The sequence below is a fragment of the Sphingorhabdus arenilitoris genome, assembly GCF_042651485.1.
GTDB lineage: Bacteria > Pseudomonadota > Alphaproteobacteria > Sphingomonadales > Sphingomonadaceae > Sphingorhabdus_B > Sphingorhabdus_B arenilitoris.
On record NZ_JBHSDH010000005.1, the window covers coordinates 1 to 18340 of the forward strand.

General features: G+C 53.8%; 26 protein-coding genes. 13 read left to right on the top strand and 13 right to left on the bottom strand.

Annotated features, from left to right (window positions below):
• The 3 genes from ACFOWX_RS00070 to ACFOWX_RS00080 all read right to left on the bottom strand — a co-directional run.
• Positions 1-312: IS110 family transposase (locus ACFOWX_RS00070; RefSeq protein ID WP_381420412.1), on the bottom strand; the 312-nt coding region annotated here is incomplete at its 3' end.
• A gap of 95 nt (positions 313-407) precedes the next feature.
• A complete protein-coding gene (locus ACFOWX_RS00075) occupies positions 408-1388 on the bottom strand; it encodes a GGDEF domain-containing protein (protein WP_381420413.1) in 981 nt (326 codons plus the stop codon).
• A 15-nt stretch (positions 1389-1403) separates the two neighbouring features.
• A complete protein-coding gene (locus tag ACFOWX_RS00080) occupies positions 1404-2198 on the bottom strand; it encodes a hypothetical protein (protein WP_381420414.1) in 795 nt (264 codons plus the stop codon).
• A gap of 334 nt (positions 2199-2532) precedes the next feature.
• Here ACFOWX_RS00080 and ACFOWX_RS00085 point away from each other — a divergent pair, with 334 nt between their 5' ends.
• Positions 2533-2928, top strand: a complete 396-nt coding sequence (locus ACFOWX_RS00085; protein ID WP_381420415.1) for a hypothetical protein — start codon at positions 2533-2535, stop codon at positions 2926-2928.
• Positions 2929-3021: 93 nt separating this feature from the next.
• On the opposite strand, the gene ACFOWX_RS00090 is transcribed toward ACFOWX_RS00085, so the two are convergent.
• Positions 3022-3714: a TetR/AcrR family transcriptional regulator gene (locus ACFOWX_RS00090; RefSeq protein WP_381420416.1), complete on the bottom strand. Its 693-nt coding sequence runs from the start codon at positions 3712-3714 to the stop codon at positions 3022-3024.
• Here ACFOWX_RS00090 and ACFOWX_RS00095 point away from each other — a divergent pair.
• A complete protein-coding gene (locus ACFOWX_RS00095; RefSeq protein ID WP_381420417.1) occupies positions 3683-5119 on the top strand; it encodes an 8'-apo-carotenoid 13,14-cleaving dioxygenase in 1437 nt (478 codons plus the stop codon). The genes ACFOWX_RS00090 and ACFOWX_RS00095 overlap by 32 nt on opposite strands.
• On the opposite strand, the gene ACFOWX_RS00100 is transcribed toward ACFOWX_RS00095, so the two are convergent.
• The 3 genes from ACFOWX_RS00100 to groES all read right to left on the bottom strand — a co-directional run bounded on the left by ACFOWX_RS00100 (position 5116) and on the right by groES (position 7999).
• A complete protein-coding gene (locus ACFOWX_RS00100; RefSeq protein ID WP_381420418.1) occupies positions 5116-5712 on the bottom strand; it encodes a rhomboid family intramembrane serine protease in 597 nt (198 codons plus the stop codon). The genes ACFOWX_RS00095 and ACFOWX_RS00100 overlap by 4 nt on opposite strands.
• A 317-nt stretch (positions 5713-6029) precedes the next feature.
• The gene (gene groL / locus ACFOWX_RS00105) at positions 6030-7679 is read right to left on the bottom strand and encodes a chaperonin GroEL (RefSeq protein ID WP_381420419.1); all 1650 of its coding nucleotides are present in this window, start codon (positions 7677-7679) and stop codon (positions 6030-6032) included.
• Positions 7680-7711: 32 nt separating this feature from the next.
• The gene (gene groES, locus ACFOWX_RS00110; RefSeq protein ID WP_381420420.1) at positions 7712-7999 is read right to left on the bottom strand and encodes a co-chaperone GroES; all 288 of its coding nucleotides are present in this window, start codon (positions 7997-7999) and stop codon (positions 7712-7714) included.
• A gap of 256 nt (positions 8000-8255) precedes the next feature.
• Here groES and ACFOWX_RS00115 point away from each other — a divergent pair, with 256 nt between their 5' ends.
• From ACFOWX_RS00115 to ACFOWX_RS00140, 6 genes are read left to right on the top strand one after another with little or no spacing between them, the layout of a single operon-like run.
• Positions 8256-8546: a BufA1 family periplasmic bufferin-type metallophore gene (locus ACFOWX_RS00115; RefSeq protein ID WP_381420421.1), complete on the top strand. Its 291-nt coding sequence runs from the start codon at positions 8256-8258 to the stop codon at positions 8544-8546.
• 18 nt (positions 8547-8564) lie between these two features.
• Complete coding sequence (gene bufB, locus ACFOWX_RS00120) at positions 8565-9473, top strand: MNIO family bufferin maturase (RefSeq protein ID WP_381420422.1); 909 nt, start codon at positions 8565-8567, stop codon at positions 9471-9473.
• Positions 9463-10215, top strand: a complete 753-nt coding sequence (locus ACFOWX_RS00125) for an HvfC/BufC N-terminal domain-containing protein (protein WP_381420423.1) — start codon at positions 9463-9465, stop codon at positions 10213-10215. Before bufB ends, ACFOWX_RS00125 begins: the two co-directional genes overlap by 11 nt.
• Positions 10216-10244: 29 nt before the next feature.
• Positions 10245-10706 (top strand): DoxX family protein, encoded by a 462-nt coding sequence (locus tag ACFOWX_RS00130; protein WP_381420424.1) that lies wholly within the window; start codon positions 10245-10247, stop codon positions 10704-10706.
• The gene (locus tag ACFOWX_RS00135; protein WP_381420425.1) at positions 10703-11227 is read left to right on the top strand and encodes a sigma-70 family RNA polymerase sigma factor; all 525 of its coding nucleotides are present in this window, start codon (positions 10703-10705) and stop codon (positions 11225-11227) included. The genes ACFOWX_RS00130 and ACFOWX_RS00135 overlap by 4 nt, the downstream gene beginning before the upstream one ends.
• A gap of 10 nt (positions 11228-11237) precedes the next feature.
• Positions 11238-11876 (top strand): NrsF family protein, encoded by a 639-nt coding sequence (locus ACFOWX_RS00140; RefSeq protein ID WP_381420426.1) that lies wholly within the window; start codon positions 11238-11240, stop codon positions 11874-11876.
• Between the two features lies 1 nt (position 11877).
• Here the strand turns inward: ACFOWX_RS00140 and ACFOWX_RS00145 are convergent, their stop codons facing one another.
• Both ACFOWX_RS00145 and hisF read right to left on the bottom strand, forming a co-directional pair.
• Entirely contained in the window at positions 11878-12285 is a 408-nt protein-coding gene (locus tag ACFOWX_RS00145; protein ID WP_381420427.1) for a DoxX family protein, read from the bottom strand.
• Positions 12286-12330: 45 nt separating this feature from the next.
• The gene (gene hisF, locus ACFOWX_RS00150) at positions 12331-13098 is read right to left on the bottom strand and encodes an imidazole glycerol phosphate synthase subunit HisF (RefSeq protein WP_381420428.1); all 768 of its coding nucleotides are present in this window, start codon (positions 13096-13098) and stop codon (positions 12331-12333) included.
• A 43-nt stretch (positions 13099-13141) separates the two neighbouring features.
• On the opposite strand from hisF, the gene ACFOWX_RS00155 reads away from it, so the two are divergent.
• Complete coding sequence (locus tag ACFOWX_RS00155) at positions 13142-13825, top strand: DUF433 domain-containing protein (protein WP_381420429.1); 684 nt, start codon at positions 13142-13144, stop codon at positions 13823-13825.
• On the top strand, positions 13822-14130 hold the full coding sequence (locus ACFOWX_RS00160) for a PIN-like domain-containing protein (RefSeq protein WP_381420430.1): 309 nt from the start codon (positions 13822-13824) through the stop codon (positions 14128-14130). Before ACFOWX_RS00155 ends, ACFOWX_RS00160 begins: the two co-directional genes overlap by 4 nt.
• Positions 14131-14208: 78 nt before the next feature.
• On the opposite strand, the gene hisA is transcribed toward ACFOWX_RS00160, so the two are convergent.
• From hisA to hisB, 3 genes are read right to left on the bottom strand one after another with little or no spacing between them, the layout of a single operon-like run.
• Positions 14209-14937: a 1-(5-phosphoribosyl)-5-[(5-phosphoribosylamino)methylideneamino]imidazole-4-carboxamide isomerase gene (gene hisA, locus ACFOWX_RS00165; protein ID WP_381420556.1), complete on the bottom strand. Its 729-nt coding sequence runs from the start codon at positions 14935-14937 to the stop codon at positions 14209-14211.
• On the bottom strand, positions 14934-15548 hold the full coding sequence (gene hisH / locus ACFOWX_RS00170) for an imidazole glycerol phosphate synthase subunit HisH (protein WP_381420431.1): 615 nt from the start codon (positions 15546-15548) through the stop codon (positions 14934-14936). The genes hisA and hisH overlap by 4 nt, the downstream gene beginning before the upstream one ends.
• 3 nt (positions 15549-15551) lie before the next feature.
• On the bottom strand, positions 15552-16139 hold the full coding sequence (gene hisB / locus ACFOWX_RS00175; protein WP_381420432.1) for an imidazoleglycerol-phosphate dehydratase HisB: 588 nt from the start codon (positions 16137-16139) through the stop codon (positions 15552-15554).
• A 94-nt stretch (positions 16140-16233) separates the two neighbouring features.
• Between hisB and ACFOWX_RS00180 the strand changes: the two genes are divergently transcribed.
• Positions 16234-16725 (top strand): SspB family protein, encoded by a 492-nt coding sequence (locus ACFOWX_RS00180; protein ID WP_381420557.1) that lies wholly within the window; start codon positions 16234-16236, stop codon positions 16723-16725.
• A 12-nt stretch (positions 16726-16737) separates the two neighbouring features.
• Positions 16738-16947, top strand: a complete 210-nt coding sequence (locus tag ACFOWX_RS00185; RefSeq protein WP_381420433.1) for a hypothetical protein — start codon at positions 16738-16740, stop codon at positions 16945-16947.
• Positions 16948-16953: 6 nt separating this feature from the next.
• On the opposite strand, the gene ACFOWX_RS00190 is transcribed toward ACFOWX_RS00185, so the two are convergent.
• Positions 16954-17568 (bottom strand): DUF2585 domain-containing protein, encoded by a 615-nt coding sequence (locus ACFOWX_RS00190; protein ID WP_381420434.1) that lies wholly within the window; start codon positions 17566-17568, stop codon positions 16954-16956.
• A 59-nt stretch (positions 17569-17627) separates the two neighbouring features.
• On the opposite strand from ACFOWX_RS00190, the gene gmk reads away from it, so the two are divergent.
• Positions 17628-18293, top strand: a complete 666-nt coding sequence (gene gmk / locus ACFOWX_RS00195) for a guanylate kinase (protein ID WP_381420435.1) — start codon at positions 17628-17630, stop codon at positions 18291-18293.
• The last annotated feature ends 47 nt before the right edge of the window (positions 18294-18340 follow it).

Consider the following 18340-nt stretch of genomic DNA (forward strand, 5'->3'; position numbering starts at 1 on the left):
CAGCTGCGCCAAACTCTCGGCATCGTTCACATCGCTCTTGTTCACCCGCGCCGAAAGCGCTTTCTTGGCATGGCGCGCGCAGATGCACACCACCGGCACACCCCGCTCCGCAAGGCCGTGATACAAAAAGGTCGATAGCGGCCCTGTTTCCAGCACCACCCGCTCAAGGCCTGCTGCATGCTTCGCCAGCCATTTTGCCAAAACATCCGGATCACTCGCCACCACATCGCGGCGGATAACAACACCACCGCCATCAACCACGCATATGTGGCACGTCTTGTCAGATACATCCAAACCTGCAAATATACTCATCGGTCACTCTCCTCCTTTGGAGCGCTCCATTGCGACTCCGTGCTAACTAGGAGAGTGGCTACATCAATTACGCAATGTCACCGGAGTTCGAGGGATTATATTGCCCCCGATGACACGACTGTGTTACGTCCGGTATTTTTAGCCGTGTACAGTAACTTATCGACCGATTTGACAAAATCACTGGGCACCATGCCTGCTGGCGGCACGATAGTTTTCACCCCAACGCTGGCCGTTACATGCGGGCTGGTTGCTGACTTTTCGTGGGGTAGTTTTAACGCGGCTATCTGGTTCAAACATTCATTTGCGACCGCAACTGCCTCTGCATCATTCGTTCCGGGGAGCAGCAAGACGAATTCTTCGCCGCCAAACCGGGCAACAATATCGCGGTCGTTTTTCGCCACAGTTTTCAACGCGGCTGCTACCGATTTCAGACATTCATCGCCCTGTAAGTGGCCGTAAAAATCATTATATTGTTTGAAATGGTCGATATCCAGCATGATCAATGACAGGGGTTTAGTGGCGTCGCCAACATTGGCCCATTCGTCTGCCAGGTATTTGTCAAACATACGGCGGTTGGACAGGCCGGTTAAGCCGTCTTCGTAAGACAGGCGTTCTAGTTTTTCTTGTAAGCTGACCAGCTCCTGTTCGATCTTTTTACGCTCGCTAATGTCGAACATAAAACCGATCAAGCAATCAACCTCGCCCGCATCATTGCGAACGACATGGATGACATCGCGGATCCAGACATAGCCATTGTCTTTTGTCAGTGCCCGGTAATCCATCTCATGATCGAGCCCGGCAACCGATTGCGAAACGCAGTAATTCACCGCAAATTCCCGGTCATCTTCATGCATACGCGACGACCAATCTTCGACGGTTTTCCAGCTGTCTTGTGCCCATCCAAGCAAAGGTTCAATTTGCGGTCCGATATAGGAAAATTGCATTGTGGCCCAATCAATTTTCCATGGGATCGCGTTGGTCGACTCCAACAATGTTTTGTAAACCGCCAAATCGCCGCCGCTATCAAAACGCGCATTCAGGGCGGAAAATTCGTTGTTGAGGGTTTGCATATTCATGGGGATCGCCTTTTCTTACAAATTGCTATGCGTGGTCGGTTTCGGGTTCCAAAACCAATTGGTAAATGTGCCTTCCGTCTGAAGCAGAGTGTGCGTTTGAAGCGCATTTTGACGGATATCGCCCCAACAGGCGCGCGCCGAATTTCGGTTATTGTGCAAGTCAATGCAATCACTGCCCATCACCGCTGGCATTGGCGGAATATAGAGTGCCGATCCGCGCGGAACCCATAAATCAGCCAGCCGGATCTTCTCGTGCTTTGGCCAATAGCGGGCAACCGATATCACCAGCGGAAATTCAGGATCGGTTGATGCAAAAATATGCGGGAAATCATGGTGCTCCAAATCGGTGCACACCACGCTCAATAGCGTATTACCAACGTCTTGATAGGGCGACCAATGGCCTGCAAAAACACCGTATTCATATTCAATCTGCGACAATTGTATTTGCGGGCTGCTAAGCTCGACTAGCTCACCTTCTTGCACCAATGTAATACCAAAAGCAGCGGCATTTTCCCGTGTTGCCCAATGGGGATCAAAAATTATTTCGTCGCCGACAAAGCCAAGCTGCGTTTCGACACCATAAGGCGGTGTGGGTTTTACGCTGATAGTACCACAAACATCATATTCGCGGCCAATGGCAATATTTGGGTCGGTAGGAGCAGGAATGAGCGGCGTCACGCCGTTCGGCACCTGCGCAAGATAAGTCGGAGTCCCCCCATCGTTAAAAAAATAGGGCGTTGCGGCTAGGTCAACGGTTTTCGACTGTAATTCTTTGATAAAAATGGGGGGATCAAAAAAACCATCTGCCATGTAGCTATCCAAGCCGGAATAAATTGAAACCGTTGAAACCCATTTGGATATATTGCGTTAAATTATGGTTAACACGGCATTTATAATATGTGTTTTTCCAGCTATTCACGCCGACTACCATTTTTGCATTGTCCGGCCTGTGCAAACAGATGACAGTGATGTTGTTCCCGCAGCCGCGAAGCCATAACAAATTGAGACGGGGGCAAAGCGAACCTCCTGTTCCCGAAAAAATCCCGAGGACAGTGCGTAATTCAAAGTAAAGTATAAAATTTTCCGGTTCTTCTCATGCGATTTGCAAATAATTTAAACCTTTAATAGTGGAGCCACTGTAGCAATGTTACGAATTTTCGTTTCTCTTTCGGCCATTCTTTTGAGTGGCTGCGTGCACGCAGCTCAGGCTTCCGCTCGTGAGGAAGCCGTTTGTGAAAACCTTCAATCTGCAGCGCTAAATTTTACTCAGCTCACCGTATCAATCTACCCCGATCGGCATGGCGATTATTTGAGGATTGAGAATTGTCCAAAGCGTACTTTTGCTGTCGATTTCTCGAAAAGTGGACTCTACACAGATCAATACGCTGCCCTGTTAAAGCAGATGCGTTTTAACTCATTGCACGGCGGAACGCCGATAAAAATGACGATTTCTGGTAGCTATCGCATTGTTGAGAAAGACGGTGCCTCATTAAGTGAGATTATTGTTGTTCGGATTATAGATTATGAGCAGGTCCAGTAGGAATTACGGTGCCAGTTTACTAAATATTACACCATCAAATGCCGGGACTGAACACCTAGGATTATTCCGGAAATAATCCGCCACATCACCGTTTCACTGCCCCCGCCGATCAATCGGCATTTGCACTAGGGCGTCAATCACCTCCCCATCGGGCGCGACCAGGCCATCGAGCATCAGCATCGATATGCCGTGCACCATCGACCAAGCGTGCAGCCCCGTCACCTTATGCTGCAAGGGCCCTGCACCTGCGGGCAGGACGGCGGACACGCAATTGTGCAATATCGTCATCGGTGCCTCCATCGCGGACGCGTTGGCGTCATAATGGTCCGCCGATGCCTTCGTCGCCATCATCAACCGGTATAGCCCGGGATTGGCCAGCGCGAACAGGATATAGGCGCGGCCCGCCGCCCGAAAACCCGCCTCTCCGCCGCCGGCCTCATCCACGGCGGCCTGTTGCAGGGCAGCCATATCCTGCGCCCCGCGCTCACACAGAGCGAAAAGCAGCGCCTGCTTATCGGGAAAATGGCGATATATGGCGGTGGCGCTGACCCCAACATGACGGGCAACCTCACGCAAAGAAAGATCATCGGCTGCCCGCTCTTTAATCAGTTCCAACCCCGCGGCAATCAATGCACCGCGCAGGTCGCCATGATGGTAACGCGGGGTATCATTTTTAATGTTGACGCTGTTATCTTTTGATCCCATGTTAGCAACGTAAACATAATCCCATGGTCCTGCAACAAGGAGTTCGTATATGCCCTCCGCCGTCGAAGCGATGATCCGCAAGGCCGTTACTCCTGCGATATTGAAAATTGCCGAGTTTAACCGAACAAGGGCCAAAGTGGCCGATGCCCCTCACCCTTTCCTCACCGGTCCGCACACGCCGATGACGGAGGAAAAAACGCTGGAGACGCTGACGGTGACGGGCCGCATTCCGGCGGAGCTAAATGGCCGCTATTTGCGCATTGGCCCCAATCCGATTGCGGCCAATCCCGCGACCCATCATTGGTTCACTGGCGACGGCATGGTCCACGGTGTCCGCATTCAAGATGGCAAGGCGCTGTGGTATAAAAACCGGTGGCTGCGCTCCAACGCGGTCAGTGCGCAATTGGGTGAACCGCCTGCCCCCGGACCGCGCAGTCCGCTATTCGATACGGCAAACACCAATGTGCTGGCTCATGCCGGGAAAATCTATGGCCTTGTCGAGGCTGGCGCGTATCCTGTGCATTTGGACGATGATCTCAATACCGTGGCGCATGATCCATTTGGCGGGACATTGCAAAATAGCTTTACCGCGCATCCGCATTTGGACCCTGAAACGGGCGAACTCCATGCCATTTGTTACAAGGGTGATGTGCAAGATACGATCTGGCATATTGTGGTGGATAAAGATGGACGCGTCCGGCGCGAAGAGCCTATCCGCGTGCAGAATGGCCCGCTGATCCATGATTGCATGATTACGCAAAATTACGTGATCATACTCGACCTGCCGGTGACATTTTCAATGACGCGGCTACTGGCGGGTTATGGATTTCCCTATGTTTGGAATCCCAAGCATAAAGCCCGCGTGGGATTGCTGCCAAAGGACGGACGCGGCGCTGACATTCTATGGTGCCATGTCGATCCTTGCGCGGTGTTTCATTTCGCGAACGCCTATGAAACGGATGCAGGCACTGTGGTCATCGATCTATGTGCCCATGACACCATGTTTGCCAGCAGCAAGGTTGGCCCCGATTCCAACCAATGCCCGTTTGAACGCTGGACCATCGATATAAAGACACAGCATGTAAGCCGCGCAATAATTGATGCCGAGGCGCAGGAATTTCCGCGCCCCGATGAACGCTTCATCGGCAAAGCCTATCGCTATGCCTTTACCACCGCGCTGGTGATGGAGGAGCTGTTCGATCACCATGCGGATACGCGGCTATTCCGCCATGATTTGGTCGAGGGCACGCGGCAAGTGCAAGATTTTGGCCCCGGCCGCAATCCGGGCGAATTTGTTTTTGTTCCGCGCAGCAATGATGCGCCCGAAGGCGATGGCTGGTTAATGGGTTTTGTAATCAATATGACGGACGATACCACCGACTATGTGATCCTCGATGCCATGGATTTTGAAGGTGCGCCGGTGGCATCTGTTCATATCCCGCACCGCGTCCCGCCGGGTTTTCACGGCAATTGGGTGGCGGGTTAGGACCAGAATTTCAAATCGGTTTCCCGGCTGCGCGCTGGTTTGACGGCAAGCTGTAAATCGGGCGCTTTGGTCAACCGCCATGCTGCAAACACGCCCCCCAATGCGCCGAAAATATGGGCTTCAAAGGATATGAAACGATCAGTAGGCAGCAGGCCAAATATCATGGTGCCATATAGCGCGATGATGATGATCGCGATGGCGATATTGCGGATGCTGCGTTCAAACCATGCCATGGCGATGATCAGCGCCCATAGGCCAAATATCCATCCGCTCGCCCCCAAATGCAAACCATCGCGCCCGAATAACCAAACGCACAGGCCGGAAATGGCAATGATCTGCAGGCTGGCCACAATAAAATGGCGCAGGCCATAGACCATGCAAACAGATCCCAGCACGGCAAAGACGATCAGGTTATTGACCAAATGCATCACATCGCCGTGCAGCCACGGTGCGGCCGCAATGGCAGGGATGCTGCTCAACTCGCGCGGGTGAACGCCAAAAGCAGATAGCGAGCCGCCCGACAGCATATTGACGATATGTACCCCCGCCATAATCAGACAGATAACAAAAATAGGAGCAAGCCGCTTTATCATGATGGTAATATGGGCTTTTGCTGAGTTGACCGCAAGGGAGTAAAAAGCCGGCCTTCAACGCCGGATCACGCTCAATTGAGCTTTTGCGCGGCCTATTTCACGCAAAGCCGCAAAGATTCAGAAAGAATGCCAATTTCTTACAATGCGCGCAGCGCCTTATCCGGCGGTTGGGTAACTGCGGCGATTTCAGCCATAGGGGTTCGCTCTTAAAAATCTTCGCGCCTTTGCGTGAAATATCTCACTGTTTTTGAGACATAAAAAGGCCGGAAGGTTGCCCCTCCGGCCCTATTTTTATTCGCGTCAAAGACGAGCTGGCTTTAGAAGCCCATGCCGCCCATGCCGCCGCCCATGCCGCCCATGTCGGGCATACCGCCGCCGGCTTTATCTTCCGGTGCGTCGGTAATCGCGGCTTCAGTGGTGATCAGCAAGCCAGCAACCGATGCGGCGTCCTGCAACGCGGTGCGGACAACCTTGGTGGGGTCGATCACGCCTGCTGCGACGAGATTTTCATAGACGTCAGTCGCGGCGTTAAAGCCTTGGCTTTCGTCATCTTCGCGCAGCAAATTGCCCGAAACAACGGCTCCATCGAAACCGGCATTGCTGGCGATTTGACGGACAGGTGCCATGATCGCCTGACGCACGATGTCGATACCGCGTGTCTGGTCATCATTGCTGCCCTTCAAGCCAGCGAGCGCTTTGGTTGCGTAAAGCAGTGCTGTACCGCCGCCAGGGACGATGCCTTCTTCGACAGCGGCACGGGTGGCATGCAATGCGTCGTCAACGCGGTCCTTGCGCTCTTTCACTTCGACTTCAGACGCGCCGCCAACCTTGATGACGGCAACGCCGCCAGCCAATTTGGCCAGACGTTCCTGCAACTTCTCTTTGTCATAATCGGAAGTCGTGGTTTCGATCTGTGCCCGGATCGCTTCAACGCGGGCCTTGATCGCGTCGGCTTCACCAGCGCCGTCGACAATGACGGTATTGTCTTTGTCGATGGTGACGCGCTTGGCTTGACCCAGCATATCGAGCGTTACCTTATCGAGCGTAATGCCCAGCTCTTCGCTGACCATTTCGCCTTTGGTAAGGATCGAAATATCTTCCAACATCGCTTTACGGCGATCGCCAAAACCGGGGGCTTTTACAGCCGCGATTTTCAAACCACCGCGCAGCTTGTTGACGACAAGAGTTGCCAGCGCTTCGCCTTCAATATCCTCTGCAATGATCAGCAGCGGACGGCCAGATTGCATCGCTGCTTCCAAAATTGGGAGCATCGGCTGCAACGACGACAGCTTTTTCTCGTGGATCAGGATATAGGGATTGTCGAGTTCCACCGACATTTTTTCGGTGTTGGTGATAAAGTAAGGTGACAGGTAACCGCGGTCAAACTGCATACCTTCAACAACGTCCAGCTCGAATTCGAGGCCCTTGGCTTCTTCAACGGTGATGACGCCTTCTTTGCCAACCTTGTCCATTGCTTCAGCAATTTTTTCGCCGACAACCGTATCGCCATTGGCCGAAATCACGCCAACTTGCGAAATTTCCGCGCTGCCCGATACGGGCTTGGAGCGTTTTTTTAGGTCTTCCACAACCTTGGTCACGGCCAAATCGACGCCGCGCTTCAGGTCCATTGGGTTCATGCCCGCTGCAACCGACTTCATGCCTTCGCGGACAATTGCCTGCGCCAATACGGTCGCAGTGGTGGTGCCGTCACCGGCCGCGTCATTCGCCTTGCTGGCGACTTCGCGGATCATTTGCGCGCCCATATTTTCGAACTTGTCTTTCAGCTCAATTTCTTTGGCAACGGTCACGCCGTCTTTGGTGATGCGCGGTGCGCCAAAGCTTTTATCGATAACAACATTGCGCCCTTTGGGGCCCAAGGTCACTTTTACCGCGTCGGCGAGCGTATCAACGCCCTTCAAAATGCGTTCCCGCGCATCGCGGCCAAATTTCACGTCTTTTGCAGCCATGATTTTGTTCCTTTATTCTTTAGAGGGAGAAATTAGGCAACGATGCCCAAAATGTCTTTTTCCTGCATGATGATAAGGTCTTCACCATCAAGCTTGACTTCGGTGCCCGACCATTTGCCAAATAGGATACGGTCGCCGGTCTTGACGTCCAGCGGCGTTACCTTGCCATCTTCGGCCTTGGTGCCAGCGCCAACGGCGACGACTTCGCCTTCTTGCGGTTTTTCCTGCGCGCTATCGGGGATGATGATCCCTCCAGCGGTTTTTGCTTCTGCCTCGACACGGCGGACGAGAACGCGGTCATGCAACGGACGAAATGCCATGTTGTACCTTTCTATAATATCAGTTGCTCAAAATGGGTTTTTAGCACTCACTGATTTTGAGTGCTAACGAGAGTGCAGATAGGCGCTCAAATCCCCACGTCAAGGATTCGCCGCCATTCATTGTGAGAAAATTTTTTTGGGACAGCCGTAACCATGATAACAGGTGCGGCGAACCATAGGGGGAACGCGCAATGCAACTGCGCTTCAACAAATCCCCGGCGCTGCAACCCGGCGCAGAAAATTTGAAGGAAATACGATGTCCAATACTCTGATCAAAATCACCGCCGCCGCCGCTGCTTTGTCGGCGGCTGCGACCATGGTTGCTGCTCCGGCCACCGCGCAATCTTCGAAAGAAAAATGCTATGGCGTATCGCTGAAGGGCAAAAATGATTGCGCCGCTGGCCCCGGTACCAGCTGCGCAGGAACATCTACAATCGATTATCAAGGCAATGCGTGGAAATATGTTGCCAAAGGTTCTTGCGTAAAAATGGGCGGCTCGCTGGCTCCGAAAAAGGGCAATGCAAAACCGGTTCCACAGAAAGGCTGATAGGTCTATATTTTGCGGATGCCAACGAAACCTGCCGATAATGCACATCATCAATCCAGCGGTCTTCCCCCTGCCGCCGGTATTGGGTTAAAAGCTGCGCATTATCACGATGTGCTGGATCGAAATGGCCAAACCAACCCCTTTTGGCTAGAGGTGCATCCGCAAAATTACTTCGGCGATGGCGGCCCGCCTCATCACTGGCTGACCGCCATCGCCGATCTCTATCCCATCAGTTTCCATTCGGTCGGCCTGTCACTGGGCAGCGCAGATGGATTGAATGAGTATGATTTAGGAAAAATCGCTGGCCTTTGTGAACGCTATAATCCGGCATCTGTGTCCGACCATCTGAGCTTTTCGGGCAATGCGCATGACCGGTTCGCCGATCTGCTCCCCATACCCTATACCCACGCTGCGCTTGACCATTTTGCGGCCCAAATTGACCGCGTGCAGAGCCGGTTGAAACGAGCGATGCTCATCGAAAATCCGTCGCGCTATCTCGCCTATCAAGGTGATCAGATGAGCGAGATCGAATTTATCGAACGGCTGATCCGCCGCACCGGATGCGGCCTGATTTTCGACATCAACAATGTTGAAGTGTCGGCGTGCAATCTGAACTTTTCTGCCGCAGTATATGTCGATGCGATTGACCCTGACTGGGTGGGCGAAATCCATTTGGCTGGCCATGCCACGGAAACGCATGATAGCGGCCCGCTGAAAATCGATGACCATGGCAGCGCGGTGAGCGATGTCACTTGGCAGCTATTCGAGCGGTTTATTGCACGCAGTGGGCCAAAGCCGGTTTTGATTGAATGGGACACCGATGTTCCCGCCTATCAAACGCTGATCGCCGAGGCGGCGAAGGCGCAGGCGGTGATGGACGAAGTCGCTACGCTCGCTCCCCTACTGGAGCCGGTTCATGCCGGATAGCCATTTTGCGAGGGCGCTAAATAACTTTGTCGATACCATTAATAATGGGCCCGACGCGCTCGATCCGGCGCTGTTTGACGGGCCCTTGGACCGGGTGCTGCTCGGCCTAAAAGCCCATGCGAATAGCATCAGCTACGCCCGGCTTACCGCGCTGGAGGATAGTTTCCCGTTGACGCGCGCTCATATGGGCGACACCGATTTTAACGCCATTGCGCGCGAATATGTGGAAACGCCGCCCGCACGGGCCAGCGATGCCAACCGGATCGGCGCGGCTTTTCCGGCCTATTTAGAAACAACCAGCGCGGATCATTCAACGCAGATATTGGCGCAAATCGAATGGGCATGGCTAACCAGCTATAATGCCGCCGATGCGCAAGCTATGCAATTGGCCGATTTGGGCGGTTTGGATGAAACCGCGATGCTGGCGCTGACACTGATTCGTCACCCTGCCGCGCTCACAGTTCCTTTATATGCACCTATGCCCGCGCTGCTTATGGAGCAGTTATCAAGTGCGCCGCACTGCTCCGATGCCGCAGCGCTGCTCATCACGCGGCCTGATAGGCAAGTGCTGTTGGAACCGCTGGACGAGTTGACTGGCTTGATATTCGCACTCTGCAATAAAATGACATCCATCAGTAACCTTTTGTCGGCCATCCTCGAACAAGGAGGAGAAGACGCTCCGCTGGAGCCAATATTGACCCTGATCGGGGCTGGAGCGCTTGTTATAGCGCCGCTTGACTAGATCAGCGACTGACCAGGAAGGTATGATGGATGAAGAAAATAGTCGGGCTATATGACAAAGCGGTAGCGGTGATTTCTGGCAGAGCGGCAGAGGCGATCAGCCTGTTATTCGTGCGCATCGCACTTGCCGGGATATTCTGGCGCTCCGCCCGGACGAAGGTTGAGGATGGCAGCTGGCTGCAAATGAAGGAATTGACGGTCGATTTATTCCGCGACGAATATGGCATGCCGTTCCCCGAAGTCACGGGATTGATCGCTACTTATGCTGAACATTTCCTGCCGATTTTGATTATTCTCGGCCTGTTCACACGTTTCGGTGCAGCGGGATTGCTCGTGATGACATTGGTCATACAGTTTTTCGTCTATCCCGAAGCCTGGTGGAGCGTGCATATTCTCTGGGTTGTCCTCGCCCTCACCCTTATCGTGCGCGGCGGCGGTCTGTTAACGCTGGACCATTTGCTCGCCGGAAAACGAAAAGGAGCTGCCGAATGAGATCCTCGGAGGAAAGCCTGCGCGCGTTGATGATCCGGGCGCAAGACGGCGACAAAAAGTCTTATGCGGTATTACTTGAGGAATCGGGAAAATGGCTGTCGCGTTTCTATGCGCAGAAAATCAGCGCCGATGCTGTCGATGATTTGGTCCAAGATACGTTGATGTCGGTTCACCGCAAATTGGCCAGTTATGATAGCAGCCGTGCGTTTCTGCCATGGCTTGCCGCGATTGCTCGCTACCGGTGGGTCGATCGTCTTCGGCAAACCTATAAGCATGAAGCCAAAGCGCTTGATTTCGACGTTGCCGAGGAAGGCCATGAAGATATCGTCGGCGCGAAAATCAGTATCGACCGGCTGCTCAACCTTCTTCCCGAAGGACAAGCCGAGGTAATCCAATATGTCAAAATTCAGGGGCTCAGCATAGCCGAAGCCGGTGCAAAAACCGGACAATCGGAATCGCTGGTAAAAGTAAATATCCATCGCGGGCTAAAAAAACTCGCCGCGTTGATTGAAAGTGAATAAGATGAATAGCATGACCAAAACAGGTTTCGATATTTCCGCGCTGGTTGATGACCTGCGCCCGGTACAACCCGTACGCACCGTGCCAGCGCTGTTGCTGGCGGCGATGATTTCACTGGTGGGCATAGCGGCGATATCGTTGCTGCGCGATTTCCGTGTCGACTTGCTCGCCGGTCAGCCGACCGCCATGTTCCTGATGCGAGCGGGGATATTGGCGATGCTCGGCGGGGCAACCGCATATAGCGTTCTGGCAATGGCCAAACCATCGGTTGGCAAACAGAATAGCGGCTGGATTGTTGCCGTCGCTTTCGCCGCTCTATTTCCGCTTGGCGGGATCATAGCGCTGATGACCGGCGATGATACGCTGAGCACCGCATCGACCGCCTCTGTCTATCGCTGCTTTGGATTTAGCAGCATCACCGCTTTGGCCACCGCCATTCCGATAGTGCTGGCTCTACGCCGGGGCGCACCGACCAATGCCAAACGCGCAGGCTGGCTCACCGGCCTAGCTGCGGGCGGAATGGGCGCTTTTGCATATAGCTTCTTCTGCCCTTTCGACAGCTTGGCCTATACTGGCCTCTGGTTCACTCTGGCGGTCGGCATTGCATCGCTCGCTGGGCGGATAATCGTACCGCCGATGATCCGTTGGTAAATTATGGGCTGCGGCGGCGAAACGGCCAATCGGTCACGCCGCCCGCCCATAGCGCAAGCCAGATGATGAAGGGCTGCGCAATCATTCGCGGCACATGATACCAAAGCGGTGCGACCTGCCCTGCCACTTCGATATTATTCACCATATGATGAATATTGGCAGGCCAAACGCAAAGCGCATATAGCGCAAGCCCGATGCCAGCGGCATAGCGAAACCGTCCGATCATCAAACCGGTGGCTCCGGCTATTTCGGCAATGCCCGTTACCATAACAACTTCCGCAGGATAGGGCACCCATGGCGGGGTGATGGCCAGAAAACCAGCGGGCGATCGCAAATGCGCGATCCCGGCCAATAAGTAGAATATTACCAAAATTATTCGCCAGAAAATCTTGACCTTGCTGTCCTTCATTCCTGCCCCCTTCTCTTCCCTTTGCGCCGATCGCGACCCAGCGGCCTACCCCCGTGCCGGAAGGCCCGCCTCTCGCAAAGCTGTATGCGCGTCGGCGATGCGATATTCGCCAAAGTGGAATATGGAGGCCGCCAACACCGCGCTCGCATGGCCCTGCGTCACGCCGTCGACCAAATGCTGCAAATTGCCCACGCCGCCCGATGCGATGACCGGCACAGATACGGCATCGGCAATCGCACGGGTCAGCGCAAGATCAAATCCGGCCTTGGTCCCATCGCGGTCCATGCTGGTCACGAGCAACTCACCTGCACCCAATTGCGCTAGTTTTACCGCATGATCGAGCGCATCAATACCCGTGGGCCGGCGCCCGCCATGGGTATAAATTTCCCAGCCATTGCCGCCATCGGCCCTGCGCTTCGCATCAATCGACGCGGTGCAGCATTGGCTGCCAAAGCGTTCGGCAATATCGGCCACGACTTCCGGCCGAGCGACTGCTGCGCTGTTCACTGCGACCTTGTCAGCTCCTGCCAACAATAACGCGCGCGCATCTTCTGCACCCCGCACACCGCCGCCGACGGTGACGGGCATGAAGCAGACCTCGGCTGTGCGCCGCACCACATCGATGATGGTATCGCGCCCTTCATGGCTCGCGCCAATGTCAAGAAAGCAAAGCTCATCCGCGCCCGCCGCATCATAGGCCTGCGCCTGCTCCACCGGATCGCCCGCATCTTTCAGGTCGACGAAATTGACGCCCTTGACCACCCGGCCACCGGCAACATCAAGACAAGGGATAACGCGGATACGGACGGTCATATTCGGGATTCTCATTTAATAATTGAGATGCTATAGAGCCTATATGGAATTTAACCACACTAACTTTGCGTCATATCAACCTGCCGAAGCAGCTAGGTTAACTGGCGTTTCAAGCCAACGAATCAAGCGATGGCTCGAGGGGTATACGTCTGGTTCCGGCACCAGTGCAAAAAATCAGCCGCCATTATGGAACAGCCGCTATTCAGAATATGATGATTGTTATTTTGGCTTCTTAGACCTGATTGAAATTCGATTTGTAGATGCATTCGTAAAAGCAGGCTTGAGCATTCAGGCTGTGAGAACACTGCTATCTCGCGCAAGGGAGATTGCAGAGTCTGACTATCCGTTATCAACGCATCAATTTAAAACCGATGGCAGAACTCTATTTTTGGAAGTTTGGGGTTCTGATGACGCGAAAGCAATAGATGTGAAAAATGGCCAACTTGCATTCCACGCCATTGTCAAGCCAAGCTTTGTTGACTTAGAGTTTGATTCTAATTCAGTCACCAAATGGTATGTAAGTGGCCGCAATAAACAAATTTCGATAGACCCTAACTTAGCTTTTGGACAACCTGTCGTAGATCAAACGTCTATCCCTACTGCTCGTTTATGGGAAGCATATCAAGCGGACGGTGACGTTAAATCTGTTGCGCGCCAATTTGAAATTTCTCTTCGACAAGTTAAACATGCAATAGAATTTGAACATCGATTGGCTTCACAAAATTGAAATTACTGATCGACGAGAACCTTCCACCAGTTATGGCGCGATCATTACAGGCGCTCTTTGAGGGTAAGCATGAAATTATCGCCCTTAGAGACAAATTCAATTCAGCCGGCGTGACAGACCTCCAGTGGATCACGTCGCTGGGAAAGGAAGGAAATTGGTCGGTGCTAACAGCTGATGTACGACTTGCTAAAAACAGAGTTGAAAGAAACGCATTTCTATCCAGCAATATTGTCGGTTTCGTAATGGCTCCCGCCCTTCGGAAACGTCCTCTGACTATACAGATGGCACGAATATTAAGTATATAGACAGATATTGAGTGGCAATCTCAAAAGGTGTCTAATGGTTTATTTCAATTTGGAATAAAGGGAAGCAAGTTTAATACCTTATGATCGCCCCGCCATTGCAATCGCAGTCGCCAGATCGAGACGGCCGTCGTAAATCGCGCGGCCGGTAATCACGCCTTCGATGCCGTCTTTTGCGTGCAGGCTGAGGACGTGGATATCGTCAATGCCTTTTACCCCGCCGCTCGCGATAACCGGTAAGCTGCATTGCCGTGCGAGGTCTACCGTGGCTTCGATGTTACAGCCGGTCAACATCCCGTCGCGCCCAACATCGGTGAACAGGATCGACGCGACGCCCGCATCCTCAAACCGGCGGGCCAAATCGAGCACGGGCATATCCGATTTTTCCGCCCAGCCTTCGGTGGCGACCATGCCGTCGCGGGCATCGACGGCGACGACAATGCCGCCTTCAAATTCGCGCGCCATGGCTTTGACAAATTCCGGATCTTTCAACGCAGCCGTACCAATCACCAACCGCGATACGCCGAGGTCAAACCAGCGTTCGACCGTTTCCACATTGCGAATACCGCCGCCCAGTTGGATATGGCCAGGGAAATTTTCAACAATCTCCTCGACCGCCTCGGCATTTTCGGGCCGTCCGGCAAAGGCACCGTCAAGGTCAACGACGTGCAGGAATTCTGCGCCTTGCTCGGCAAATAACAAAGCCTGCGCGGCCGGATCGTCGGCATAGACGGTTGCGCGGTCCATGTCGCCCTCGGCCAAACGCACGACTTGCCCCGCCTTCAAATCGATCGCGGGAAAAACAATCATGGAGCCCATGTCAAAAACCTTTTCAGCATATTGATCCCGTAATCTTGGCTTTTTTCGGGATGGAATTGCACGCCAATCACATTGCCGCGCCCGACCGCCGCGACCAAAGCGCCGCCATGGTCGGTCCGTGCCAATATATCGGCATCATGCGACACATCGAAATGATAGCTATGCAAGAAATAAGCTTCGCCCGCCTCCACCATCGGGTGCGGATGGGCCGGGGTGACATCATTCCACCCCATATGCGGCACTTTAATATCGGGGGTGGCAGGCTCAATCCGCCGCACGGTGCCGCCAATCCAGCCCAGCCCGGGATGGGTACCATGTTCGACGCCCGCATCGGCGAGCAGCTGCATCCCGACGCATATGCCCAAAAACGGCACGCCATGGTCATGCACCCGGCGCTCCATCGACTCCACCATACCGTCAATCGCGGATAATGCGGCCATGCAGGCGGCAAAAGCGCCGACACCGGGCAAAACAATGCGGTCCGCCCCCGCAACCATATCGGGGTCAGCCGTAATGGCAACATCCACCGCGCCCGCCGCCTTTAACGCATTATGGACCGAATGAAGATTACCTGCGCCATAATCGATAAGCGCGATTGCCATGGGTTACAGCTTCCCCTTGGTCGACGGGATGGCATCCGCCTTTCGCGGGTCAATTTCCACCGCAATCCGCAATGCCCGGGCGAGCGCCTTGTAACAGCTTTCGACAATATGATGGTTGTTGCTGCCATACAGGTTTTCGATATGCAGCGTAATCCCGGCGCTCGTCGCGAAACTATGGAACCAATGTTCGATCAGCTCGGTATCCCATTCGCCGATCCGGTCCATGGTAAAGCCGACTTTCCACACAAAATAGGGCCGCCCTGAAATATCAAGCGCACAGCGGGTCAGCGTTTCATCCATCGGCGCATAAGCGCTGCCATAACGGGTGATCCCGCGTTTCTCACCGAGCGCCGCCAGCACCGCCTCGCCAATCGCGATCCCGGTATCTTCGGTGGTATGATGCTGGTCTATATGCAGATCGCCCACCGCCTTCACCTTTAAGTCGATCAGCGAATGGCGCGATAGCTGCTCCAGCATATGGTCCAGAAAACCGATGCCGGTGCTAATCTCATATTGGCCCGTGCCGTCCAAATTGACCTCAACGTCAATCGACGTCTCGCTGGTCTTGCGGCTGATAATTCCGTTGCGCATGGCCGGTGCTATAAAGATACCCAAATCTTTCGCAAGTGGGTTAAAAGCGCAAAAGAGCCTTGATTTCGGTGAAAAGCCGGTCCACCAAATAGAAATGAGTGATGACCTGCCCGAAAGCCTGATTCCCTATGATGATGTAGTGCAGGAGGCATTGCGCGCGGTGGTGGGGCGCGTATTGGGTGAGATTGCCGAAACCGGCCTGCCCGGTGATCATCATTTTTATATCACCTTCAAAACCCAGGCCCCGGGCGTGGCGATACCGTCGCATCTGCACGAACGCTTTCCCGACGAAATGACGATTGTGCTGCAACATAAATATTGGGATTTGAAAGTGGAGGCCGATCATTTCGAAGTCGGCCTGTCTTTTAGTCAGATACCTTCGCATTTGGTCATACCTTATTCGGCGATCACTGCTTTTGTCGATCCGGCGGTGGATTTCGCGCTGCAATTCCATGTCGATGACAAAGATGGCGGTCCTGAGCCGCATGAAGAGGCGGAAAATGACGAGGAAAGCGCGGCCGCCATTGCCGAAGCGCAAGAAGATGGCTCCAACGTCGTCAGCGTCGATTTCGGCCGCAAGAAATAAGGACGAACCGCAATGTCAATCATCACCGAAATGACCCGAGCCGCTGTCAGCACCGGGGTGCGCAGCAAAAGCCGGGGTAAAGGACTGATCGCATTTGGCGTGGGCCTTGCCGCCGCCCGTATTGCCACCCGCTCACTACCCGGAGCGGCACTCGTCGGCGGCGCGCTGCTGGCTAAGGCGATTTATGACCGGCGCAAGGAAAAGAATATCAGCGGCGAATAACCGCCCCTATTTCCCTGTGAGCCAATAACCGGTCCCTTGCGCCTGCCAATCCTTCACCGACTGCGGCGCGGCGGTTAGCATCAAGATATTCAGCGTCAAATTATCGCGGATCAAATAAGCAGTCATCACCTCAAATAACAATGCCGCCGCCAATGTTGCTCTCCACGGCAAACGCGATGCGAGCAAAAAGCCAAATAGCATCCAGCCAATATCGGCCATGCTGTTGACGATACTATCGCCTTCATAGCCATAGCTGATCGTTGCTTCGCGGTAGCGGTCGATGACCACGGATGAATTTTCCATCACCTCCCACGCGCCTTCGGCCAATATCGCCAAACAAACCACGACGCCCAGAGTGAAGAACGCAGGCCATTTCTTACGCAGCAAATGCCCCAGGCCAAAGAAGATGAAACCATGGATAATATGGCTGAACGTATACCAATCGGACAGATGCTGGCTATTTTCCGAAGATTGGACAATGCCATGCCACAATTTCACCGATCCGCAGGCACATATAGGCGGGCGGCCCATCGAGAATAATATTCCGGCAAACATGATTACGAGAAGCAGCGCAATCGCCGCGCTCCATTTGCTGATCCGCAGCGGCCAAGCATTTGACATTTTTATTCCCCCGATCACGCCCACTTGACGTCCATCCCCCATTTGAGCCAGAGACACATATGGCTCAAGAAAAAAATAATGTCGCAGAAAATGGTGCGGTCGAATTGGACCGGCGCGGGTTGCTTTTCGTACTGTCTTCGCCGTCAGGGGCGGGCAAGTCAACGCTGGCACGAAAGCTGCTCTATTCCGACCCGCAAATCTCATTATCGGTGTCCGCCACAACCCGCCCGCCGCGCCCCGGCGAAGTGGACGGGGTCGATTATCATTTTGTCGATACCGATACATTCAAACAAATGGCCAAAAATGGCGAATTTCTGGAATGGGCGCATGTGTTCGGTCACCGTTATGGCACGCCCAAAGCGCCGGTGGAGGAAATGCTGGAACAGGGCAAGGATGTCCTGTTCGATATCGATTGGCAAGGCACGCAGCAGCTATATCAAGAGGCCGGAAATGACGTGGTCCGCGTCTTCATCCTGCCGCCGTCGATCGCCGAGCTGGAGGCGCGGCTGCGCGGACGCGGCACCGATAGCGATGAAGTTATCAACGAACGGATGTCCCGGGCAAAGGCGGAAATCGGCCATTGGGACGGCTATGACTATGTGCTGATCAATGATGATATCGAAGCCTGCTTCACCAAGATACAACATATACTCGCCGCCGAACGGCTCAGCCGGTCGCGGCAAAAAGGCCTGATCGGATTTGCGCGCAAATTGGTAAATGGATAATTGTGGGGGCGATGTTTTTAGGGTGATGGGCAGCGCTTTATGTATCC

Bases quoted from the DNA above. Each gene is read 5' to 3' on its own strand.
- ACFOWX_RS00075 (WP_381420413.1), bottom strand. From the start codon at position 1,388: ATGAATATGCAAACCCTCAACAACGAATTTTCCGCCCTGAATGCGCGT.
- ACFOWX_RS00080 (WP_381420414.1), bottom strand. From the start codon at position 2,198: ATGGCAGATGGTTTTTTTGATCCCCCCATTTTTATCAAAGAATTACAG.
- ACFOWX_RS00085 (WP_381420415.1), top strand. From the start codon at position 2,533: ATGTTACGAATTTTCGTTTCTCTTTCGGCCATTCTTTTGAGTGGCTGC.
- ACFOWX_RS00095 (WP_381420417.1), top strand. From the start codon at position 3,683: ATGCCCTCCGCCGTCGAAGCGATGATCCGCAAGGCCGTTACTCCTGCG.
- ACFOWX_RS00100 (WP_381420418.1), bottom strand. From the start codon at position 5,712: ATGATAAAGCGGCTTGCTCCTATTTTTGTTATCTGTCTGATTATGGCG.
- groL (WP_381420419.1), bottom strand. From the start codon at position 7,679: ATGGCTGCAAAAGACGTGAAATTTGGCCGCGATGCGCGGGAACGCATT.
- groES (WP_381420420.1), bottom strand. From the start codon at position 7,999: ATGGCATTTCGTCCGTTGCATGACCGCGTTCTCGTCCGCCGTGTCGAG.
- ACFOWX_RS00115 (WP_381420421.1), top strand. From the start codon at position 8,256: ATGTCCAATACTCTGATCAAAATCACCGCCGCCGCCGCTGCTTTGTCG.
- bufB (WP_381420422.1), top strand. From the start codon at position 8,565: ATGCCAACGAAACCTGCCGATAATGCACATCATCAATCCAGCGGTCTT.
- ACFOWX_RS00125 (WP_381420423.1), top strand. From the start codon at position 9,463: ATGCCGGATAGCCATTTTGCGAGGGCGCTAAATAACTTTGTCGATACC.
- ACFOWX_RS00130 (WP_381420424.1), top strand. From the start codon at position 10,245: ATGAAGAAAATAGTCGGGCTATATGACAAAGCGGTAGCGGTGATTTCT.
- ACFOWX_RS00135 (WP_381420425.1), top strand. From the start codon at position 10,703: ATGAGATCCTCGGAGGAAAGCCTGCGCGCGTTGATGATCCGGGCGCAA.
- ACFOWX_RS00140 (WP_381420426.1), top strand. From the start codon at position 11,238: ATGACCAAAACAGGTTTCGATATTTCCGCGCTGGTTGATGACCTGCGC.
- ACFOWX_RS00145 (WP_381420427.1), bottom strand. From the start codon at position 12,285: ATGAAGGACAGCAAGGTCAAGATTTTCTGGCGAATAATTTTGGTAATA.
- hisF (WP_381420428.1), bottom strand. From the start codon at position 13,098: ATGACCGTCCGTATCCGCGTTATCCCTTGTCTTGATGTTGCCGGTGGC.
- ACFOWX_RS00155 (WP_381420429.1), top strand. From the start codon at position 13,142: ATGGAATTTAACCACACTAACTTTGCGTCATATCAACCTGCCGAAGCA.
- hisA (WP_381420556.1), bottom strand. From the start codon at position 14,937: ATGATTGTTTTTCCCGCGATCGATTTGAAGGCGGGGCAAGTCGTGCGT.
- hisH (WP_381420431.1), bottom strand. From the start codon at position 15,548: ATGGCAATCGCGCTTATCGATTATGGCGCAGGTAATCTTCATTCGGTC.
- hisB (WP_381420432.1), bottom strand. From the start codon at position 16,139: ATGCGCAACGGAATTATCAGCCGCAAGACCAGCGAGACGTCGATTGAC.
- ACFOWX_RS00180 (WP_381420557.1), top strand. From the start codon at position 16,234: ATGAGTGATGACCTGCCCGAAAGCCTGATTCCCTATGATGATGTAGTG.
- ACFOWX_RS00185 (WP_381420433.1), top strand. From the start codon at position 16,738: ATGTCAATCATCACCGAAATGACCCGAGCCGCTGTCAGCACCGGGGTG.
- ACFOWX_RS00190 (WP_381420434.1), bottom strand. From the start codon at position 17,568: ATGTCAAATGCTTGGCCGCTGCGGATCAGCAAATGGAGCGCGGCGATT.
- gmk (WP_381420435.1), top strand. From the start codon at position 17,628: ATGGCTCAAGAAAAAAATAATGTCGCAGAAAATGGTGCGGTCGAATTG.